Source organism: Comamonas sp. JNW, assembly GCF_003105075.1.
Lineage (GTDB): Bacteria > Pseudomonadota > Gammaproteobacteria > Burkholderiales > Burkholderiaceae_C > Comamonas > Comamonas squillarum.
Map to the genome: position 1 here is coordinate 1 of NZ_QETI01000021.1, position 16,719 is coordinate 16,719.

The 16,719-nt window shown below is 63.3% G+C and carries 15 protein-coding genes and 1 pseudogene; 5 read left to right on the forward strand and 11 right to left on the reverse strand.

Going from position 1 to position 16,719, the window contains the following annotated elements:
• Positions 1 to 101: 101 nt before the first annotated feature.
• Positions 102 to 653: pseudogene (gene mnmD, locus DCO45_RS21200) on the reverse strand (tRNA (5-methylaminomethyl-2-thiouridine)(34)-methyltransferase MnmD); the annotation flags it as partial.
• 125 nt (positions 654 to 778) lie between these two features.
• Here mnmD and DCO45_RS21205 point away from each other — a divergent pair.
• On the forward strand, positions 779 to 2,092 hold the full coding sequence (locus DCO45_RS21205) for a glutamate carboxypeptidase (protein WP_116927675.1): 1,314 nt from the start codon (positions 779 to 781) through the stop codon (positions 2,090 to 2,092).
• A gap of 27 nt (positions 2,093 to 2,119) precedes the next feature.
• Here the strand turns inward: DCO45_RS21205 and mmsB are convergent, their stop codons facing one another.
• The 5 genes from mmsB to DCO45_RS21230 form a co-directional block, all read right to left on the reverse strand.
• Complete coding sequence (mmsB, locus tag DCO45_RS21210) at positions 2,120 to 3,049, reverse strand: 3-hydroxyisobutyrate dehydrogenase (RefSeq protein ID WP_260720271.1); 930 nt, start codon at positions 3,047 to 3,049, stop codon at positions 2,120 to 2,122.
• Positions 3,050 to 3,090: 41 nt separating this feature from the next.
• Positions 3,091 to 3,582: a TfoX/Sxy family protein gene (locus tag DCO45_RS21215; protein ID WP_116927677.1), complete on the reverse strand. Its 492-nt coding sequence runs from the start codon at positions 3,580 to 3,582 to the stop codon at positions 3,091 to 3,093.
• Positions 3,583 to 3,611: 29 nt separating this feature from the next.
• A complete protein-coding gene (locus tag DCO45_RS21220; RefSeq protein WP_116927678.1) occupies positions 3,612 to 4,778 on the reverse strand; it encodes an acyl-CoA dehydrogenase family protein in 1,167 nt (388 codons plus the stop codon).
• 80 nt (positions 4,779 to 4,858) lie between these two features.
• Entirely contained in the window at positions 4,859 to 5,284 is a 426-nt protein-coding gene (locus DCO45_RS21225) for a lysozyme inhibitor LprI family protein (protein WP_116927706.1), read from the reverse strand.
• Positions 5,285 to 5,344: 60 nt separating this feature from the next.
• Positions 5,345 to 6,868, reverse strand: a complete 1,524-nt coding sequence (locus DCO45_RS21230; RefSeq protein ID WP_116927679.1) for a CoA-acylating methylmalonate-semialdehyde dehydrogenase — start codon at positions 6,866 to 6,868, stop codon at positions 5,345 to 5,347.
• Between the two features lie 196 nt (positions 6,869 to 7,064).
• On the opposite strand from DCO45_RS21230, the gene DCO45_RS21235 reads away from it, so the two are divergent.
• From DCO45_RS21235 to DCO45_RS21245, 3 genes are all read left to right on the forward strand, one after another.
• Positions 7,065 to 7,676 carry a hypothetical protein gene (locus DCO45_RS21235; protein WP_116927680.1) on the forward strand — a complete coding sequence of 204 codons (612 nt, stop codon included), beginning with the start codon at positions 7,065 to 7,067 and terminating at the stop codon, positions 7,674 to 7,676.
• Between the two features lie 132 nt (positions 7,677 to 7,808).
• On the forward strand, positions 7,809 to 9,212 hold the full coding sequence (cycA, locus tag DCO45_RS21240) for a D-serine/D-alanine/glycine transporter (RefSeq protein WP_116927681.1): 1,404 nt from the start codon (positions 7,809 to 7,811) through the stop codon (positions 9,210 to 9,212).
• Positions 9,213 to 9,294: 82 nt separating this feature from the next.
• On the forward strand, positions 9,295 to 10,185 hold the full coding sequence (locus DCO45_RS21245) for a LysR family transcriptional regulator (protein WP_021025105.1): 891 nt from the start codon (positions 9,295 to 9,297) through the stop codon (positions 10,183 to 10,185).
• Between the two features lie 62 nt (positions 10,186 to 10,247).
• Here the strand turns inward: DCO45_RS21245 and DCO45_RS21250 are convergent, their stop codons facing one another.
• The 5 genes from DCO45_RS21250 to DCO45_RS21270 form a co-directional block, all read right to left on the reverse strand.
• Positions 10,248 to 11,543, reverse strand: coding sequence for a TRAP transporter large permease subunit (locus DCO45_RS21250; RefSeq protein ID WP_116927682.1), 1,296 nt, complete (start codon positions 11,541 to 11,543; stop codon positions 10,248 to 10,250).
• Entirely contained in the window at positions 11,536 to 12,042 is a 507-nt protein-coding gene (locus DCO45_RS21255) for a TRAP transporter small permease (protein WP_116927683.1), read from the reverse strand. Before DCO45_RS21255 ends, DCO45_RS21250 begins: the two co-directional genes overlap by 8 nt.
• Before the next feature lie 85 nt (positions 12,043 to 12,127).
• Complete coding sequence (locus tag DCO45_RS21260) at positions 12,128 to 13,111, reverse strand: TRAP transporter substrate-binding protein (RefSeq protein ID WP_116927684.1); 984 nt, start codon at positions 13,109 to 13,111, stop codon at positions 12,128 to 12,130.
• 444 nt (positions 13,112 to 13,555) lie between these two features.
• The gene (locus tag DCO45_RS21265) at positions 13,556 to 14,185 is read right to left on the reverse strand and encodes a DUF2889 domain-containing protein (protein WP_116927685.1); all 630 of its coding nucleotides are present in this window, start codon (positions 14,183 to 14,185) and stop codon (positions 13,556 to 13,558) included.
• 250 nt (positions 14,186 to 14,435) lie between these two features.
• On the reverse strand, positions 14,436 to 15,869 hold the full coding sequence (locus DCO45_RS21270; RefSeq protein WP_116927686.1) for an aldehyde dehydrogenase family protein: 1,434 nt from the start codon (positions 15,867 to 15,869) through the stop codon (positions 14,436 to 14,438).
• Between the two features lie 262 nt (positions 15,870 to 16,131).
• Here DCO45_RS21270 and ppa point away from each other — a divergent pair, with 262 nt between their 5' ends.
• Positions 16,132 to 16,659 carry an inorganic diphosphatase gene (gene ppa / locus DCO45_RS21275; protein ID WP_116927687.1) on the forward strand — a complete coding sequence of 176 codons (528 nt, stop codon included), beginning with the start codon at positions 16,132 to 16,134 and terminating at the stop codon, positions 16,657 to 16,659.
• Positions 16,660 to 16,719 lie beyond the last annotated feature (60 nt).

Here is a 16,719-nt window from a genome sequence, read left to right on the forward strand (position 1 = left end):
TCTATTCACAAACACACTCCAGCACTAACACGCTGGATTTGCCGCCTTCGGGCGGTTTTTTATTGGAGCAACCATGAGTGACTTGTCCAACATGAGGCGGCGCAGCGTGCCACGGCCTTCAAGCTGTGCAGGCTCCACATATCGGGGTTGCGCGCAGGGCTGAAGCCGTCCAGGTAGATGCTGTCTGCGACCAGCTCCTGCTGGCGCAGCATGGTCTGGCTGTCGCCAATCAGCAGGCTGAGCAGCACCCGGCCACCGGCCAGGCGCAGGCGGTGCACGCCCGGCAGCAGCCCCCACCACTGGGCGGCGAGTTCTTCGGCCAGCGGCAGCAGATGGGGAAACTTGCGCGCCTGCGCCATGAGGTCGGCCGCTGCGATCGGAAAGGCCTCGGTCGAGACAAAATGCAGCAGGCCCGGGCGGGCCGGGTCTTGCTGCCAGGCATGCCAGGTGACCAGAAAATTGAGCCCAAAGCCAAAGCCGGTCTCCAGAATGCGCCATTGCGGATGGCCCGCCCAGGCCTGGGGCAGGCCGCAGCCGGCCAGAAACACCTGCTCGGCCTGGGCCAGTGCATGGGCGGCTTCGCTGTGGTAGCGGTCACCAAAGCGGGGGCTGTAGGGCGTGCCGTCGGCCATCCATTGCACGGTCTCAGTCATGGCTTGCAAAGATTATTTCTCAAAGAAGGGGGATTGTAGGGAGTTCAGTCCCAGCGCGCGGCGCAGCATTCCCTGGATGGCGGTTTTGTGACAATTTGTTGTTAAACCCGTACTATCATGGCTCCATGCCTGATCGACCGTCTGCCCGTTCTCTTGCCGCTCACTGCTTGTGGCTCGCGCTGGCCTGTGCTGCACCCGTCCACGCCCAAACGCAAGCCCACATGCCCGCCCAGGCCCAGCCTGCCGTCTATGCCGCTGCGCAGGCAGAGCAAACGCCGATGCTGGCGACCTTGAAAAACCTGGTGCATATCGAATCGGGCAGCCGCGATTATGGCGGCGTGAGCTATATCGCCCAGGTGGCGGCCGAGCGGCTGAAAGCACTGGGCGGCGAGGTGCAGATCATTCCGGCGACGGATGTGGTGCGGCTGGAAGATACGCCCGAGCAAGTCGGCCCTATGGTGCAGGCCATCTTCAAGGGCCGGGGGCAGTCGCGCATCATGATGATTGCGCATATGGACACCGTCTACCAGCGCGGCGATGTGGACAAGCAGCCGTTCCGCATTGAGGGCGATCGCGTCTACGGCCTGGGTGTCGAGGACGAAAAGCAGGGCGTGGCGCTGGTGCTGCACAGCATCGCGATGCTGCAAAAGGTGGGCTATGACAGCTTTGGCGAGATTACCGTGCTGTTCAACAGCGACGAGGAGATCAGCTCGCCGGGCTCGCGCCGGCTGATCAGCGCACTGGCGCGCGACCAGGATGCCATTTTCTCGTTCGAGAGTGGCGGCCTGCAGGGCAGCCTGCACCTGGCCACCAGCGGCATTGGTGCCATGTTTTTGGATGTGCAGGGCAAATCGTCCCACGCCGGTGCCAAGCCGGAGGCTGGGGTGAATGCGCTCTATGAGCTGTCGCACCAGCTGCTGCAGATGCGCGATCTGTCGCAACCCGACAATGGCCTGAAGCTGAACTGGACCATCGCGCAGGCGGGCACCAGCCGCAATGTGGTGCCGCCGCATGCGCAGGCGCAGGCCGATGTGCGGGCGCTGCGGGCGCAGGACTTTCAGGCGCTGCAGGATGCGGTGCAGGAAAAAATCAAGAACCGCCTGCTGGAGGGCAGCCAGGTGACGGCCCGCTTTGAGCTGCGCCGCCCGCCGATGCAGGCGAGCGACGCCGCACGCCGCATCGCCGCGCAGGCACAAACCATTTACCGCGAGGAGCTGGGCTTGCCGCTGCATGTGAACGACGTAGCACTGGGCGGCGGCACCGATGCCGCTTTTGCCGCCCTCAACACCCGGGGTGGCGTGGTCGAGGGCATGGGCGTGTGCGGCTATGGCGCGCATGACATGTATGGCGAATACATCCTGCTGGACTGCATTGCGCCGCGCCTGTACCTGGTCGCGCGCATGGTGATGGCGCTGTCGGAGCCGCCGACCGCACCCTGATCGCCGGGTTCCAAGCAGGGGTGGGGTTCAGCCCTTTTTCTGCAGCATCTTGATGACGCTGGAGAAGTCCTCCGCGCCATGGCCGGCAATGCTGTGCGCCGCATACAGCTGGCGCGCCATGCCGCCCAGCGGGGTGCTGGCCTTCACGGTCATCGCGCTTTCCTGGGCCAGGCCCAGGTCCTTGAGCATCAGGTCGGTGCCAAAGCCGCCGGTGTAGCCGCGCGTGGCGGCGCTGGCTTCCTGCACGCCGGGGAAGGGGTTGTAGACCTCCAGTGCCCAGTTGCCGCCCGAGCTGCGGCGCATGATCTCGCTGAGCACCTTGGGGTCCAGGCCATTGGCCACACCCAGCGCAATCGCCTCGCTGGTGCCCACCATCAAAATGCCCAGCAGCATGTTGTTGCAGATCTTGGCGGTCTGGCCCGCACCCACATCGCCGGCGTGGAAGATGTTCTTGCCCATTTTCTCGAGCAGCGGACGGGCGCGCTCCAGGTCGGCTGCGCTGCCGCCGACCATAAAGGTCAGCGTGCCGGCAATGGCGCCGCCGGTGCCGCCGGAGACCGGCGCATCGATAAAGCCAATGCCCAGCGCCTGTGCGGCCTTGGCCACTTTCTGGCTGGTCGCTGCTGCAATGGTGGAGCTGTCAATGATCAGCGCGCCCTTGGCAATGCCTTGCAGCAGGCCTGCCTGGCTGCCGTTGCCCAGAAACAGGCCTTCGACATGCTGGCTGGCGGGCAGCATGCTGACGATGACCTCGGCGCCTTCGACCGCCTCCTGGGCGCTGGTTGCCGCGCTGCCGCCTTCTGCCACGACCTTGGCCACCGCCTCGCGGCTCAGGTCAAAAGCGCGGACCTGGTGGCCGGCCTTGGCCAGGTTGATGGCCATGGGCGCGCCCATATTGCCCAGGCCGATAAATGCGATAGTTGCCATATTTGTCTCCTTGAAGGTGTTATTGCACAGGGTTGTGGTTTGGCATGGATAGGGAAAGACAGCGTCAGTGTTCAAAGATCGCTGTCGAACACGCTGTGGCGTTTGCGGGCGGCAGGCGCTGGGTTCGCATCGCCAGCCGCCTTGGCGGTTTTAGCTTTTTTCAGCGGCTTGGCGGAGGGATCGGAAGCGGCTGCCTTGGGCTTTTTCTTCGGTGTGGCCTTGGCACGCGGGTTAAAGGCCAGCGCAGCATCGATCCAGTGCTGCCAGGCCTCACGCGTGGCATAGGCGGCAGGCCCGACCAGAAAATAACCGTCCATCAAGCCCTTGGATGACAGCGGCCGCACGCCCGGCACTTCTGCCACCTGGGCATGGGTTTCAGGCGCAATGCGTACCAGCAGCTCATCGTTCTCCACGCCCAGGCACATCTTGCCGTCGACCATGAACACATGGCAGCCGAACATGGTTTTCTCGTCGACCGAGACGCCCACGGCTTGCTCGGCCAGCGCCAGGCGCACGCCATCGATCAAGCGCAAGGTTTCGGGGTCTAAGGGGCGGCGTGGCATGGCTAGGGTTTGGGGCGGGGGTGAATCGATCAGCGAATGGCCTCTGGCGCATCCCCATCGAGCATGCGCCGGGCGATGATGACCCGCATGATCTCGTTGGTGCCTTCCAGAATCTGGTGCACCCGGGCGTCGCGCACCAGGCGCTCGAGCGGGTACTCACGAATATAGCCGTAGCCGCCGTGCAGTTGCAGCGCATCGTTGCAGACACTGAAGCCGGCGTCCGTTGCAAAGCGCTTGGCCATCGCGCAGTAGGTGGAGGCGTCGCGCGCGCCGGCATCGAGCTTGCTGGCGGCCAGGCGCACCATCTGGCGCGCGGCGACCAGCTCGGTGGCCATGTCGGCCAGCTTGAACTGCAGCGCCTGAAAGCTCGCAATTGCCTTGCCGAACTGCTTGCGCTCCTGCATATAGCGTTGCGCCTGGGTCAGGGCGCCCTGGGCCGCGCCCACCGAGCAGGTGGCGATATTGATGCGGCCGCCGTCGAGCCCCTTCATCGCAATCTTGAAGCCTTCGCCCTCGCGGCCCAGCAGGTGGTGGGCGGGAATGCGCACATTGTCAAAGCTGATCGTGCGCGTGGGCTGGCTGTTCCAGCCCATTTTTTCTTCCTTCTTGCCGTAGCTGATGCCTTCCAGGTGCGCGGGCACCGCAAAGGCACTGATACCCGAGGCACCCGATTGCGCATCGCCCGTGCGGGCCATCAGCACCAGCATGTCGGTGGCGCCGGCCCCGCTGATAAAGGCCTTGCTGCCGTTGATGACGTAGTCATGGCCGACCAGCTCGGCCCGGGTCTTGAGCGAGGCGGCATCCGACCCGGCGCCGGGCTCGGTCAGGCAGTAGCTGGCGAGTTTTTGGCCGCTGGCCAGCAAGGGCCCCCACTCGTCGCGCACCGCGTCGCTCGCCCAGGTGCCCAGCATCCAGGTGGCCATGTTGTGGATCGTGATGAAGGCGGTCGTGGACGGATCCACCGCGGCAAGCTCTTCGAACACCAAGGTGGCATCGAGCCGGGGCAGCGCCAGGCCGCCGGCGTTTTCGGGCGCATACAGGCCGCAAAAGCCCAGCTCGCCCGCCTTGGCAATCGCCTCACGCGGAAAGACGGCCTCCGCATCCCAGTGCGCGGCATGCGGGGCGAGCTCCGCCTGGGCAAAGGCGCGCGCGGTGTCGGCAAAGGCGCGTTGGTCTTCTGATAGCTCGAAATCCATGGGCTGGTCTCTTGTCTCTTATCGTGCTGCGCCGGGCATGGGAAGCCTGGGCAGCACCGTTTTGTTGTGAACGCGGTTGGCTATGGTTTTTGCAGCGGCTCGGGCGGCGGGCCTTCGTGCAGCCAGACCATTAACTCCTTCTTGCGCTTGCCGATTTCGGCCACCAGGCATTCGTGGTAGCGGCGTGGCCAGTCGAGCTGGGCCTCGTGCGCGGCCTGCTGCTTTTTGCAGGTGGCAGCGCGCTGGCGTATCCACTCGTTCTGGTCGCGGCGCAAGGCAGGGCGCTCGTGCGCCGAGAGTATGCGCATCACATCGGCATACAGGATGTTGTTGTCGGTATCGGCTTGCTGAAATGCCTGCACCGCGCAGGCATTGGTTTGCTCGGTGCTGCCGCCGCTCACGCAGGCCGCACCGGCCTGGGCCAGCACGGTCTGCGGGGCGAGGGCCGCCGAGGCTGCAAAAAACAGAGCCAGCAGCGCTGGGCGGGATGCGGGGGGAATAGGCATACCTGCAATCATCGCCGCAAAACAGCAGCGGCCCAGCAAAGGGCCGCAGCTGTGCTGGGCTTACTTCAGGCTGATGGTGGTGTTCACCCCATGGGCAATGGTGCTGTCGTCAAACCAGCGGGCGGTCACGGTCTTGGTCTGCGTGTAGAACATGACGACCTGCTTGCCGTAGGGGCCCAGGTCGCCGAGCTTGGAGGCGCGGCTGCCGGTGAACGAGAACAGCGGCACGGGCACAGGGATCGGCACATTGATGCCGATCTGGCCGACATCGATCTCTTCCTGGAACTTGCGCGCAGCGGCGCCACTTTGCGTGAAGATGGCGGTGCCGTTGCCATTGGGGTTGGCATTGATGAAGGCAATGGCTTCGTCGATATCGGCGGCCTCGGCAATGCAGAGCACGGGGCCAAAGATTTCCTGGTCATAGATGGCCATGCCGGGCTTGACGCCAGAGAAGACCGTTGGGCCGACAAAGTTGCCCTTTTCAAAGCCGGCGACGGCAGGCTTGCGGCCATCGAGCTCCAGCTTGGCGCCATCGGCAATGCCGCGCTCGATCAGGCTCTCCACCCGCGACAGCGCCTGGCAGGAGACGACCGGGCCCACATCGGTGCCCGCTTCGGTACCTGCAGACACCTTCAGGGTCTTGGCCTTTTCGACCAGCTCGGGGATCCACTTCTGCGCCTCGCCCACCAGCACCACCACCGACAAGGCCATGCAGCGCTGGCCAGCGGCGCCAAATGCGGCACCCGCCAGGGCGTTGAGCGACTGCTCCTTGTTGCAGTCAGGCAGCACGATGGCGTGGTTCTTCGCGCCCATCATGCATTGCACGCGCTTGCCGTTGAGCGATGCGCGGTTGTAGACATGGGTGCCGACCTTGGTCGAGCCAACAAAGCTGATCGCCTTGATATCGGGGTGGTCGCAGATGGCGTTGACCGCGTCTTCGCCGCCGTGGATGACGTTGAGCACGCCCGGGGGCACGCCGGCTTCCAGGGCCAGCTCGCACAGGCGCATGGTCACCATCGGGTCTTGCTCGGAGGGCTTGAGCACAAAGGTGTTGCCCGTGGCAATCGCCATCGGGAACATCCACAGTGGGATCATCGCCGGGAAGTTGAAGGGGGTGATGCCCGCGCACACGCCCAGAGGCTGGTTCAGGGTATAGGTGTCGACGCCATTGGCCACATTGTTGGCCAATTCCCCCAGCTGCAGCGAGCCGATGTTGGCGGCATGCTCGACCACCTCCAGGCCCCGGAAGACATCGCCTTCGGCATCGGGCAAGGTCTTGCCTTGCTCGGCCGTCAGGATGGCGGCGAGCTCCTTCATGTTCTCGCGGATCAGCTGCTGGAGCTTGAGGAAGATGCGGGCGCGCACGCCAATGGGCGTCTTCTTCCAGGTCTTGAACGCTTCCTTGGCATTGGCCACCGCGGCGTTGATTTCTTCGGGCGTGGCAAAAGGCACGCGGGCCAGCACCTGCTGGGTGGCGGGGTTGACCACATTACGCCATTGCGTGGTCTTGGATTCGACCAGCTGGCCGTTAATCAGCAGCTTGACGGTCGGCGCCAAGGTGCTGGTGGATTGCGGTGCGTTCATGGTTTGTCTCCTGGGAATCTGGGATAGAGAGAGGCGGCAGGCTGCCCGCAGGCGGCGCACCGTTATGCACATGGTAGATGTGCGCATTCGCCCAAACAAGAGGTTGGGTGCACAGGGCTGTGCGGCGCTGCACAGTCTGCGGCTTGCAGGTGGCCTGGTGCATACTGCTTCGATCGCATGCAGCAGGGAGATTTCCATGGGTTGGTTGAACAAAATCGGTCAGCTGTTGGGCGCCAAGGCGCCTGTGCAGGGCGAACGCGCCGCGTCTGCGCTTGCACCTGACCCCGCACCCGAGCCCACGATGGACGATTGGCAGGCCTTGTGCATGGCCCTCGGCCAAGCGCTGGCCTTGGACGATAGGGATGAACTGTGGGGCGAGGTGCGGCAGGCGATCGAGCTGCCCGCGCAGTACCTCGATCGCTTTGCCGACGAATTGGTCAACCGAGGCATGGACGAGCCCGCACATGTGACGCCCTGGCTGGCGCTGGTCGAGGGCCTGCAACGCCGCAGCCAGAACGTCGAACTGGACTGGAAGCTGACCATGGATGACGCCATCTGGGCGCTGCAGCAGCTCCGGACCGTGCAGCAGCGGGGGCTGGACCTGCAGGCGCTGGCGGGCAGCCGAGCGCTGAACCACGAGGCCTTGCAGGAGGCGGGCGACTACCTGCGTCGCCAGGGTTTGGCGCTGGTCAGTATCGACATCGATAGCGACAGCTATCCGCTGTCGGTGCTGGAGGCCAGCGCGGTTGCGCCTTTGCAGGCCTTGGCCGCGCAGGTGGGCGGTAAATTGCTGCCTTTGCACAATTAGTTGCGCAGCAGAATAACCTTTTGCCCCTGGCTGGGCTGACGCTGTTTTATCCTTGCGCACCTTCGCGGTGCGTCCGGGCCTAGGCTCGCAGGCCGCACCACCTTTCTCGCTAACGCACTGCGCTTTTTTCTCATGAGCAAACAGGCCCCAGTGGAGCAATCGGGGGCTTCGCCCGGCACCGATGACCTCCAACGCAACCTCAGCAACCGCCATATCCAGTTGATCGCCATCGGTGGCGCCATCGGCACCGGGCTTTTCATGGGCTCGGGCAAGACCATCAGCCTGGCGGGGCCCTCCATCGTGCTGGTCTACGCCATCATCGGCATCATGCTGTTCTTTGTGATGCGGGCCATGGGCGAGCTGCTGCTGTCCAACCTGCAGTACAAGTCCTTCATTGATTTCTCGGACGACCTGCTGGGCCCCTGGGCCGGCTTCTTCACCGGTTGGACCTACTGGTTCTGCTGGATCATCACCGGTATTGCCGATGTGATAGCCATTTCGGCCTATGCGCAGTTCTGGTGGCCTGATTTGCCGCAGTGGGCACCGGCCATTGCCTGCGTGGCCGTGCTGCTGTCGCTCAACCTGCTGACCGTCAAGCTCTTTGGCGAGGTCGAGTTCTGGTTTGCGATGATCAAGATCGTGGCCATCGTCGCGCTGGTGGGCACGGGCCTGTACATGGTCAGCACCGGCTTTAGCTCGCCGGCCGGGCGCCAGGCGAACATTGCCAACCTCTGGAACGATGACGGGCTCTTCCCCCATGGCGCCATGGGTTTTTTTGCCGGCTTTCAGATTGCGGTGTTTGCCTTTGTCGGTATCGAGCTGGTCGGCACCACGGCCGCCGAGGCCAAGGATCCGCACCGCACCCTGCCGCGCGCGATCAACTCGATCCCTGTGCGCATCATCATCTTCTACGTCTGCGCGCTGATCGCCATCATGGCAGTCACCCCCTGGCGCGATGTGGTGCCCAGCAAGAGCCCGTTTGTCGAGCTGTTTGTGCTCGCCGGCCTGCCGGCTGCTGCCAGCGTGATCAATTTTGTCGTGCTGACCTCGGCCGCCTCGTCGGCCAACAGCGGCGTGTTCTCCACCAGCCGCATGCTCTACGGCCTGGCGCTCAAGGGCGATGCCCCACGCTCCTTTGGCCAGCTCTCGGCCAGCAGCGTGCCCTCGCGCGGCCTGCTGTTCTCCTGCGTCTGCCTGCTGGGCGGTGCCTTTTTGATGTGGGTGGTACCCAACCTGGTGGAAGCCTTCACGCTGGTGACCACCGTCTCGGCCATCCTCTTCATGTTTGTCTGGTCGCTGATTCTGCTGTCCTACATCAGCTACCGCAAGCAGCGCCCCGCGCTGCACCAGGCCTCCCACTACCGCATGCCCGGTGGCGTGTTCATGTGCTGGGTCTGCCTTGCGTTTTTTGCCGCCGTGCTGGTGCTGCTCAGCCTGGAGCTGGACACGCGCCAGGCGCTGATCGCGACGCCGGCCTGGTTTGTGCTGCTGGGCCTGGCCTACGCCTGGCAGCGCAAGCGCGCCAAAGCCGCCTGATCGGAGCCAGGCACGGTCCCCATCTGCTGCCCCTGTTGCAAATTTGCACAATAATGCTGTGCAACATCGACAAGGGGCTGGCATGGATTGGGATCATTTGCGCTTTTTCTGGGCCTTGGTGCAGGCCGGCACCCTGGTGGGTGCGGCCAAGGCGCTGGGCGTGGAGCACACCACAGTCTCGCGCCGCATCCAGGCGTTGGAAAAGCAGCTGGGTGCGACCTTGTTCACCCGCGAGGGCAGTGGCTACAAGCTGACCGATGCCGGCCGCCAGCTGCAGCCGCGCGCCGAGGCCATGGACCAGATTGCGCGCGGCATCGCTCCCATTGCCGCGAGCCAAAGCGCCGAGACGCCCAGCGGCGTGGTGCGCATTGGCGTGACCGAAGGCTTTGGCACCCAGGTGCTGGCCAAGCACCTGGCCTTGCTGGCCCAGCGCTACCCCTTGCTGACGATCGACCTGCTGGCCGTGCCGCGCATGCTGCAGCTCTCGCGCCGCGAAGCCGATATCGTCATCTCGCTCGAGCGTCCAGTGCGCGATACCGTCGTCACCAGCCGCCTGACCGAGTACCGGCTGTACCTCTATGGCCAGCGTGAATACCTGGCGCGCCACCCGCTGATCACCTCGACCGAGGGCCTGGCCAGCCACCGCTTTGTGCACTATGTCGATGACCAGCTGTTCACCAAGGAGCTGCAGTTCCTCGACAGCCTGAGCGCGCCTCAGCGCTTTAGCTTTCGCAGCACCAGCATCCTGGCGCAGTACACCGCCGTGCGCACGGGCGCGGGCTTGGGCGTGCTGCCGGGCTTTCTGGCCGACAAGGATCCCTTGCTGCAGCGCGTGCTGCCCGAGCAGGCGCAGTTCACCCGCACCTTCTGGATGTCGATGCCGCCCGAGCTGCGCTCGGTGCCTGGTATCCAGGTGGTGTGGCGCTTTTTGCAGGCCACGGTGCAGGAGCAGCAGGACCTGCTGCTGTGCTGATCGCTGGCGCATAAAAAAACCGGCTGCCAAGGCAGCCGGTTCGTCGCGGACCAAGGCGAGGTTTACATGTTGTTGGGCAGCACGGTGACGATCTGGGGGAAGAACCAGAGAATCACCAGGGCCAGCACCATCAGCGCAAAGTAGGGTGCGCAGACGCGTGCCAGGTAGGTGATCTGCTTGCCTGTCATGCCTTGCAGCACAAAGAGGTTGAAGCCCACCGGCGGCGTGATCTGCGCGGTCTCCACGGTGATCACCAGGAAGATGCCGAACCACAGCGGATCGATGCCCGCGGCCTGGATGATCGGCAGCACCACACCCATGGTCAGCACGATGGTGGAGATGCCATCGAGGAAGCAGCCGATCAGGATGTAGAAGATGCCCAGCACGATGATCAGCATCGCAGGCGACAGGTTGAGGCTGCCGACATACTCGGCCAGCTGGCGCGGCAGGCCGATATAGCCCATCGACAAGGTCATGAAGGCGGCACCGGCCAGGATCAGCGCGATCATGCAATACAGGCGCGTGGCACCAAACAGCGAGTCCTTGAAGTTCTTCCAGGTGAGCGCCCCTTGCGCCGCAGACAGTACGAGCGAGCCCACCACGCCAATGGCAGCCGCTTCGGTCGCCGTCGCAATACCCGTGTAGATGCTGGCAATGACCGAGGCGATCAGCAGCACCACAGGAATCAGGTGGCGCGACTCGTGGAGCTTTTGCTTGAAGCTCATCGTGCTGTCGGCCTTGGGAATCTTGTTCGGGTTGAGCAGCGCCCAGAACACGATCCAGCCGCTGAACATCAAAGCCAGCATGATGCCGGGCAACACGCCGGCCATGAAGAGCTTGGAGATCGACATCTCGGCAGCGACGCCGTAGACGATCAGGATGATCGAGGGCGGAATCAGCAGACCCAGCGTGGCAGGGCCGCCCAGCGAGCCGATGACCATGTTCTCGGGGTAGCCGCGCTTCATCAGCTCGGGCACATTCATCTTGCCCACCGTGGCGCAGGTCGCGGCCGACGAGCCCGACACCGCCGCAAAAATCGTGCAACCGATCACATTGGTGTGCAGCAGGCGGCCAGGCAGCAGGTTGACCCAGGGAGCCAGGCCCCGGAACATGCTCTCCGATAAATTCGTGCGGTAGAGAATCTCACCCATCCAGACAAACAGCGGCAGCGCCGTTAGGGTCCAACTGCTGGCCGAGCCCCAGATGGTGATCGCCATCGCATCCCCGGCGGCGCGGGCGGTAAAGAACTCCATGCCGAACCAGGCGACCCCGGCCAGGGTCAGGCCCACCCAGACGCCGCCGCCCAGCAGGATCAGCAGCACCACGATCAGCGCAATGCTGGCGGTAATTTCATTCATGGTGGGCGTCCTCCTTGGCCACAGGTTTGCGTTTGCCCATCAACTCCAGCACCAGCTCGTCGCAAAAGGCGATAAAAAACACCAGGGTGCCCAGTGCCATGAAAATTTGGGGAATCCACAGCGGCGTCGCATCGATGCCTACGGAGATATCGTCGATCTCCCAGGATTGCCAGACCAGGCGTGCGGCGTAGAACGCCAAAAAGCCCGAGAGGATGGTCGCGATGCCCAGGGCAATCACTTCCATGGTTTTCAGGGCGCCACCTTTGAGCGCGCCCAGCAGCAGGGTCACGCGGATGTGCTCACCTTTTTTGAGGGTGCTGGCCAGGGCCATGAAGCCCGCTCCCGCCATGGCGTAACCGGCGTAGGAATCGGTGCCGGGTGCACTGAAGCCGATCAGGCGGCTGACCACGGTGAGCAGCACCATCAAGAGGATGCCGATCATCGACAGCCCCGCCAGCCAGGCAGAGGCGTCATACAGTCCATTGAGTAGCTTGCGCATGCTTGTCATTCAAAGCAGTAAGGGTTGCTGACTGTGCAGCCCGCCAGGACCAGGCCGGTGGGCTGCAAAGACAAGGGGCCGTGGCTTACTTGGAGGCCTGGTAGGCGTCCAAAATGGCCTTGCCTTCGGCGCCGGCCTTGTCGGTCCATTCCTTGATCACGGTCTCACCGACCTTGGCCAGGTCTGCCTTGAGCTGGGCCGATGGCTGCTCGATGCTCATGCCGCCTTGCTTCAAGGTCGCCAGCGACTTGGCATCGACTTCCTTCGATTCCTTCCAGCCGCGCTCTTCAGCGGCAGCGGCAGCCTTGAGCACCGCGTCTTGCTCTGCCTTGCCCAGCGCGTTGAAGGCCTTCTTGCTCACGGTCACGGCGTTCTTGGGAATCCAGGCCTGCACGTTGTAGTAGTACTTGAGGTTTTCAAACAGCTTGTTGTCGGCGCCGGTGGCCGACGAGGTGATCAGGCCATCGACCACGCCAGTGGCCAGCGCCTGGGACAGCTCGGCCTCTTGCACGGTGGCCGGTTGCGCGCCAATCAGCTCGCCAATGCGGGCGGTGGTGGGCGAGTACACGCGCCACTTCATGCCCTTGAGGTCCGCTGCCGAACTGATGGGCTTTTTGGTGTAGATGCCCTGCGGTGGCCAGGCCACCGAATACAGCAGCACCTGGCCTTGCTTGTCCAGCAGCTTTTGCAGCGCCGGCTTTTGGGCCTGATAAAGCTTGAACGCTTCGTCGTAGTTGTTCACCAGGAAGGGCAGGCCGTCAACACCGAAGATCTGCGATTCGTTCTGGAAGCTCACTAGAAAGAATTCACCCATCTGGGCATTACCGGTTTGCACGGCGCGCTTGATTTCGGGCATTTTGAATAGCGATGCACCAAAATGGGGCGTGATCTTGAGTTTGCCGCTGGTCGCTGCGTCCACGTCCTTGACGAACTGCTCGTTGTTTTTGGAGTGGAAGTTAAATGGCGCATACGCGGTGGCGAAATCCCATTTGGTTTGGGCAGCGGCTGCGGTGGCAAATCCGATGCTGGCAACCAGGGTGGCGGTGGCACAAAAAACTCGACGCTTCATGACGGCTCCTTCTAGAGACAAATAGGGCGCAGCGGATGCTGCCCGGGATGAATACGATCAACAGCCACAGCAGAGCGTGCAGCAACTGCTATGCTGGTGAATTGTTTGCCAAAATTAACAGTTATTGCAAAGTCGCGCTATACGGGGTTTCAACAATAATTAAATTTTGTAGGTTTCAAATTTTCTTTTGTGGGATGTGTTATTAAAAATTGTTCAACGATTTTTGATTTTGAGCGAACACGCCCATGCATTTTGCTGTCATTGTTTCCTAGGGTTTATGCTAGGTTTGTCTGAAACTGGGGCCGATGCGCAGTTCCGGCAGCAGGGTATGCAACTGGTATCCAGAGCGGCAAAAGCCTGGCCGATACAGGCGAAAAAAAACCACCGTCGCGGCTTGCGCGCGGTGGTGGCTGGAGGGTATCAGTTAGGGCGCTCGCTGGGTCATCAGCCTTTGCTGGCGCCGTCCGTTGCGGGCTTGTCCGCAGCGCGATCGCTAGTGCTTGCCACCGCTGCAGCGCTGGTGCTGCCTGGCTTGGGCGCTTGCCAGCCGACGAATTGGGGGTAGATGGCGGCCACGCCCGCGCCATTGAAATCCCAGCCCTTGCACTGCCCCAGATGGCGCGGTGGCTGGTCCGATTGGGGGCGGGTAAAGGCCTGGTTCACGCTCTGGAAAGCGGCGGTCGCCATGTTGAACAACAGCTCGCGCATATGGGTGCAGCCCTCGATATGGCCGAGGTTGGCCTCGATGGCCTTGCGCCAACCCCGGGCCATGCAGCAGCCGACCATTTTCTGCATGGCAGGCAGGGCCAGCGGGCACTCGCCCAGTGGGTGCGCATCCATCGCGACTTCGATGGCAACAACTGTAAGTGTTGTATCAATGGTACAGCGAATCCACATATGGTGAATGGGCTCTCCGGCTTTGCGTTTGCGCTCGCCGGACAGCACTAGGTCATAGGCTTTCGTATCCACCAGCTCGCCTTCGACATCCCACAGGCCATCTTCGCGCGCAAAGCTGCGGTAGCGCACATCACGCAAATGTTTGGGGACTCGGTTGGGGACGGGAGACAAAGGCATGGAAAGAGGGTGTCGCGGTGGGATTGTTGTTGTGGATGACCCAGCTTGGTGCAGACCAGCGCTTGGTGGACGGCGCTGCGATGCCCACCGTGCTGATCACTATGGGGCTGTTGCTGCGGGCTGTCTGTGCAGCAGGTGACAGGCCGGCTGTGTGCTGCGCGCAGCCCCCCATTGTAAAAACAATCACGCCGCCGCTGCAGAGCAGGGGCGGCGCTGGGGGGAGGGCGGGTGGATCGCCCCCAGGTCCGTATCAGCCGTGGCGGATGGCGACGGTCTTCAGCGTGGTGAATCCATACAGCGCCTCAAAGCCCTTCTCGCGGCCATGGCCGCTGGCCTTGGTGCCGCCAAAGGGCAGCTCCACGCCGCCGCCGGCGCCGTAGTTGTTGATGAAGACCTGACCGCTGCGCAGGCGCTTGGCCACGCGGAACTGGCGGCCGCCATCGCGCGTCCAGACGCCGGCGACCAGGCCGAACTGGGTGGCGTTCGCCATCTTGATGGCTTCTTCTTCGCTGTCGAAGGCCATGGCGCTCAGCACAGGCCCAAAGATCTCTTCCTGGGCCAGGCGGTGGTCCACCGGCACATCGCGCAGCAAGGTGGGGGCCTGGTAGTAGCCGCCTTCGGGCGCCTCGTCGATGATCTGGCCTTGGGCGACGACGGAGATGCCGTCGTTGTGCGCATCGCTCAGAAAGTCCCAGACGCGTTGCTGCTGGGTCTGGCGGATCAGCGGGCCCAGGTCCAGGTCCAGGCTGGCGGGGCCAACGCGCAGCGCTTCGAAGGCGCTGCCCAGGCGAGCGAGCAGGGTTTCGTAGATGCTGCGCTCGACCAGCAGGCGCGAGCCGGCCGAGCAGGTCTGGCCGGAGTTCTGGATGATGGCGTTGATGATGGTGGGGATGGCGGCATCCAGATCAGCATCGGCGAACACGATCTGCGGGCTCTTGCCGCCCAGCTCCAAGGTGCAGGGGCAGTGGCGCTCCGCAGCCGCTTGCTCGATCAAGGTGCCGATGCGGGGGCTGCCGGTAAAGCTGATGTGGTCCACATCGGGGTTGCGCGCCAGCGCATCGCCCACCTCATGGCCAAAGCCGGTGACGATGTTGATCGCCCCGGCAGGAAAGCCCACGTCAGCGGCCAGCTGCGCCACGCGGATGAGGCTCAGGCACGCATCTTCGGAGGGCTTGACCACGCAGACATTGCCCGCTGCCAGCGCCGCGCCCACGCAGCGGCCAAAAATCTGCATCGGGTAGTTCCAGGGCACGATGTGGCCGGTCACGCCATGGGGCTCGCGCCAGGTCAGCACGCTGAAATCGTTGGGGTAGGGAATGGTCTCGCCATGCAGCTTGTCGGCCGCGCCCGCATAGAATTCGAAATAGCGGCCCAGGGCCAGCGCATCGGCCTTGGCCTGCTTGGTCGGCTTTCCGCAGTCGCGCTGCTCGATGGCGGCGAGTTCGTCGGCGTGCTCGAGCACCTTGGCCGACAGGCGCATCATCAGGCGGCTGCGCTCGGCCGGGCTGGTCTTGCGCCACACGTTGTCGTAGCACAGGCGCGCGGCTTGCACCGCGTGGTCCACGTCCTCCGCATTGCCGCGCTGGATTTCATCAAAAGGTTGGCCGTCCGAGGGGTCAATGACAGGGATGGTCTTGCCCGACAGCGAGGGCACAGAGGCGTTGGCGATGTAATGCAATTGCATGGCGTGGTTCCGTTATGGGTGCAATAGGCGGCAGAGTCTGCCAGGCGGCAGGCTCGAAACGGCCCCCACGATAGCGCAGGAATGGGGCTGCGCCTACCGGGATGAGCCCGCGGTTGTCACGGGTTTGACCGCCCCATTTGCCCAGGCGCTAGGCATTTTTTGGCCAATGGCTGGCCAATGCACCTAAAATCACGGGGTTTTGCCGCTGGCGGGCCGCTCGCGTGCTGTCGGCCCTCCATTCAATTGACCTCATAGGAATCGCATGTCCTTCGAAAAACTGACCCCTGGCTCCAAGGCCCCTGATGTCTTCAATGTTGTGATCGAAATCTCGGCCAACTCCGCTCCTGTGAAGTACGAAGTGGACAAGGATTCGGGCTGCGTGTTCGTGGACCGCTTCCTGGGTACCGCCATGCACTACCCGGTGAACTACGGCTATGTGCCCCAGACCCTGTCGGGTGACGGCGACCCCGTGGACGTGCTGGTGATGACGCCTTTCCCCCTGCCTACCGGCGTGGTCGTGCCTTGCCGCGCGATCGGCATCCTGCACATGGAAGACGAGTCCGGCGTGGACGGCAAGGTGCTGGCCGTGCCCACCCAAAAGCTGCTGCCTGCCTACGACAAGATCAACCACCTGAGCGACATCCATGACCTGGTGCTCCAGCAGATCTCGCACTTCTTCGAACACTACAAGGACCTGGAAAAGGGCAAGTGGGTGAAGGTGCTGGGCTGGAAGGGTGTGGACGAAGCCCACAAGGAAATCGTGGACGGCATCGCCAACTACAACAAGTAAGCAGACGCCGCCTGCTGGGGCCCTGCGGCCCTGGCCGGGCAACGCTGACGAAAGCCGGTT

Excerpts from the sequence above, each read along its gene's own strand:
- cycA (WP_116927681.1), top strand. The coding sequence starts at position 7,809 with ATGAGCAAACAGGCCCCAGTGGAGCAATCGGGGGCTTCGCCCGGCACC.
- DCO45_RS21225 (WP_116927706.1), bottom strand. The coding sequence starts at position 5,284 with ATGCCTATTCCCCCCGCATCCCGCCCAGCGCTGCTGGCTCTGTTTTTT.
- DCO45_RS21255 (WP_116927683.1), bottom strand. The coding sequence starts at position 12,042 with ATGCGCAAGCTACTCAATGGACTGTATGACGCCTCTGCCTGGCTGGCG.
- DCO45_RS21230 (WP_116927679.1), bottom strand. The coding sequence starts at position 6,868 with ATGAACGCACCGCAATCCACCAGCACCTTGGCGCCGACCGTCAAGCTG.
- DCO45_RS21205 (WP_116927675.1), top strand. The coding sequence starts at position 779 with ATGCCTGATCGACCGTCTGCCCGTTCTCTTGCCGCTCACTGCTTGTGG.
- DCO45_RS21245 (WP_021025105.1), top strand. The coding sequence starts at position 9,295 with ATGGATTGGGATCATTTGCGCTTTTTCTGGGCCTTGGTGCAGGCCGGC.
- DCO45_RS21220 (WP_116927678.1), bottom strand. The coding sequence starts at position 4,778 with ATGGATTTCGAGCTATCAGAAGACCAACGCGCCTTTGCCGACACCGCG.
- DCO45_RS21260 (WP_116927684.1), bottom strand. The coding sequence starts at position 13,111 with ATGAAGCGTCGAGTTTTTTGTGCCACCGCCACCCTGGTTGCCAGCATC.
- DCO45_RS21215 (WP_116927677.1), bottom strand. The coding sequence starts at position 3,582 with ATGCCACGCCGCCCCTTAGACCCCGAAACCTTGCGCTTGATCGATGGC.
- DCO45_RS21265 (WP_116927685.1), bottom strand. The coding sequence starts at position 14,185 with ATGCCTTTGTCTCCCGTCCCCAACCGAGTCCCCAAACATTTGCGTGAT.
- ppa (WP_116927687.1), top strand. The coding sequence starts at position 16,132 with ATGTCCTTCGAAAAACTGACCCCTGGCTCCAAGGCCCCTGATGTCTTC.
- DCO45_RS21235 (WP_116927680.1), top strand. The coding sequence starts at position 7,065 with ATGGGTTGGTTGAACAAAATCGGTCAGCTGTTGGGCGCCAAGGCGCCT.
- DCO45_RS21270 (WP_116927686.1), bottom strand. The coding sequence starts at position 15,869 with ATGCAATTGCATTACATCGCCAACGCCTCTGTGCCCTCGCTGTCGGGC.
- DCO45_RS21250 (WP_116927682.1), bottom strand. The coding sequence starts at position 11,543 with ATGAATGAAATTACCGCCAGCATTGCGCTGATCGTGGTGCTGCTGATC.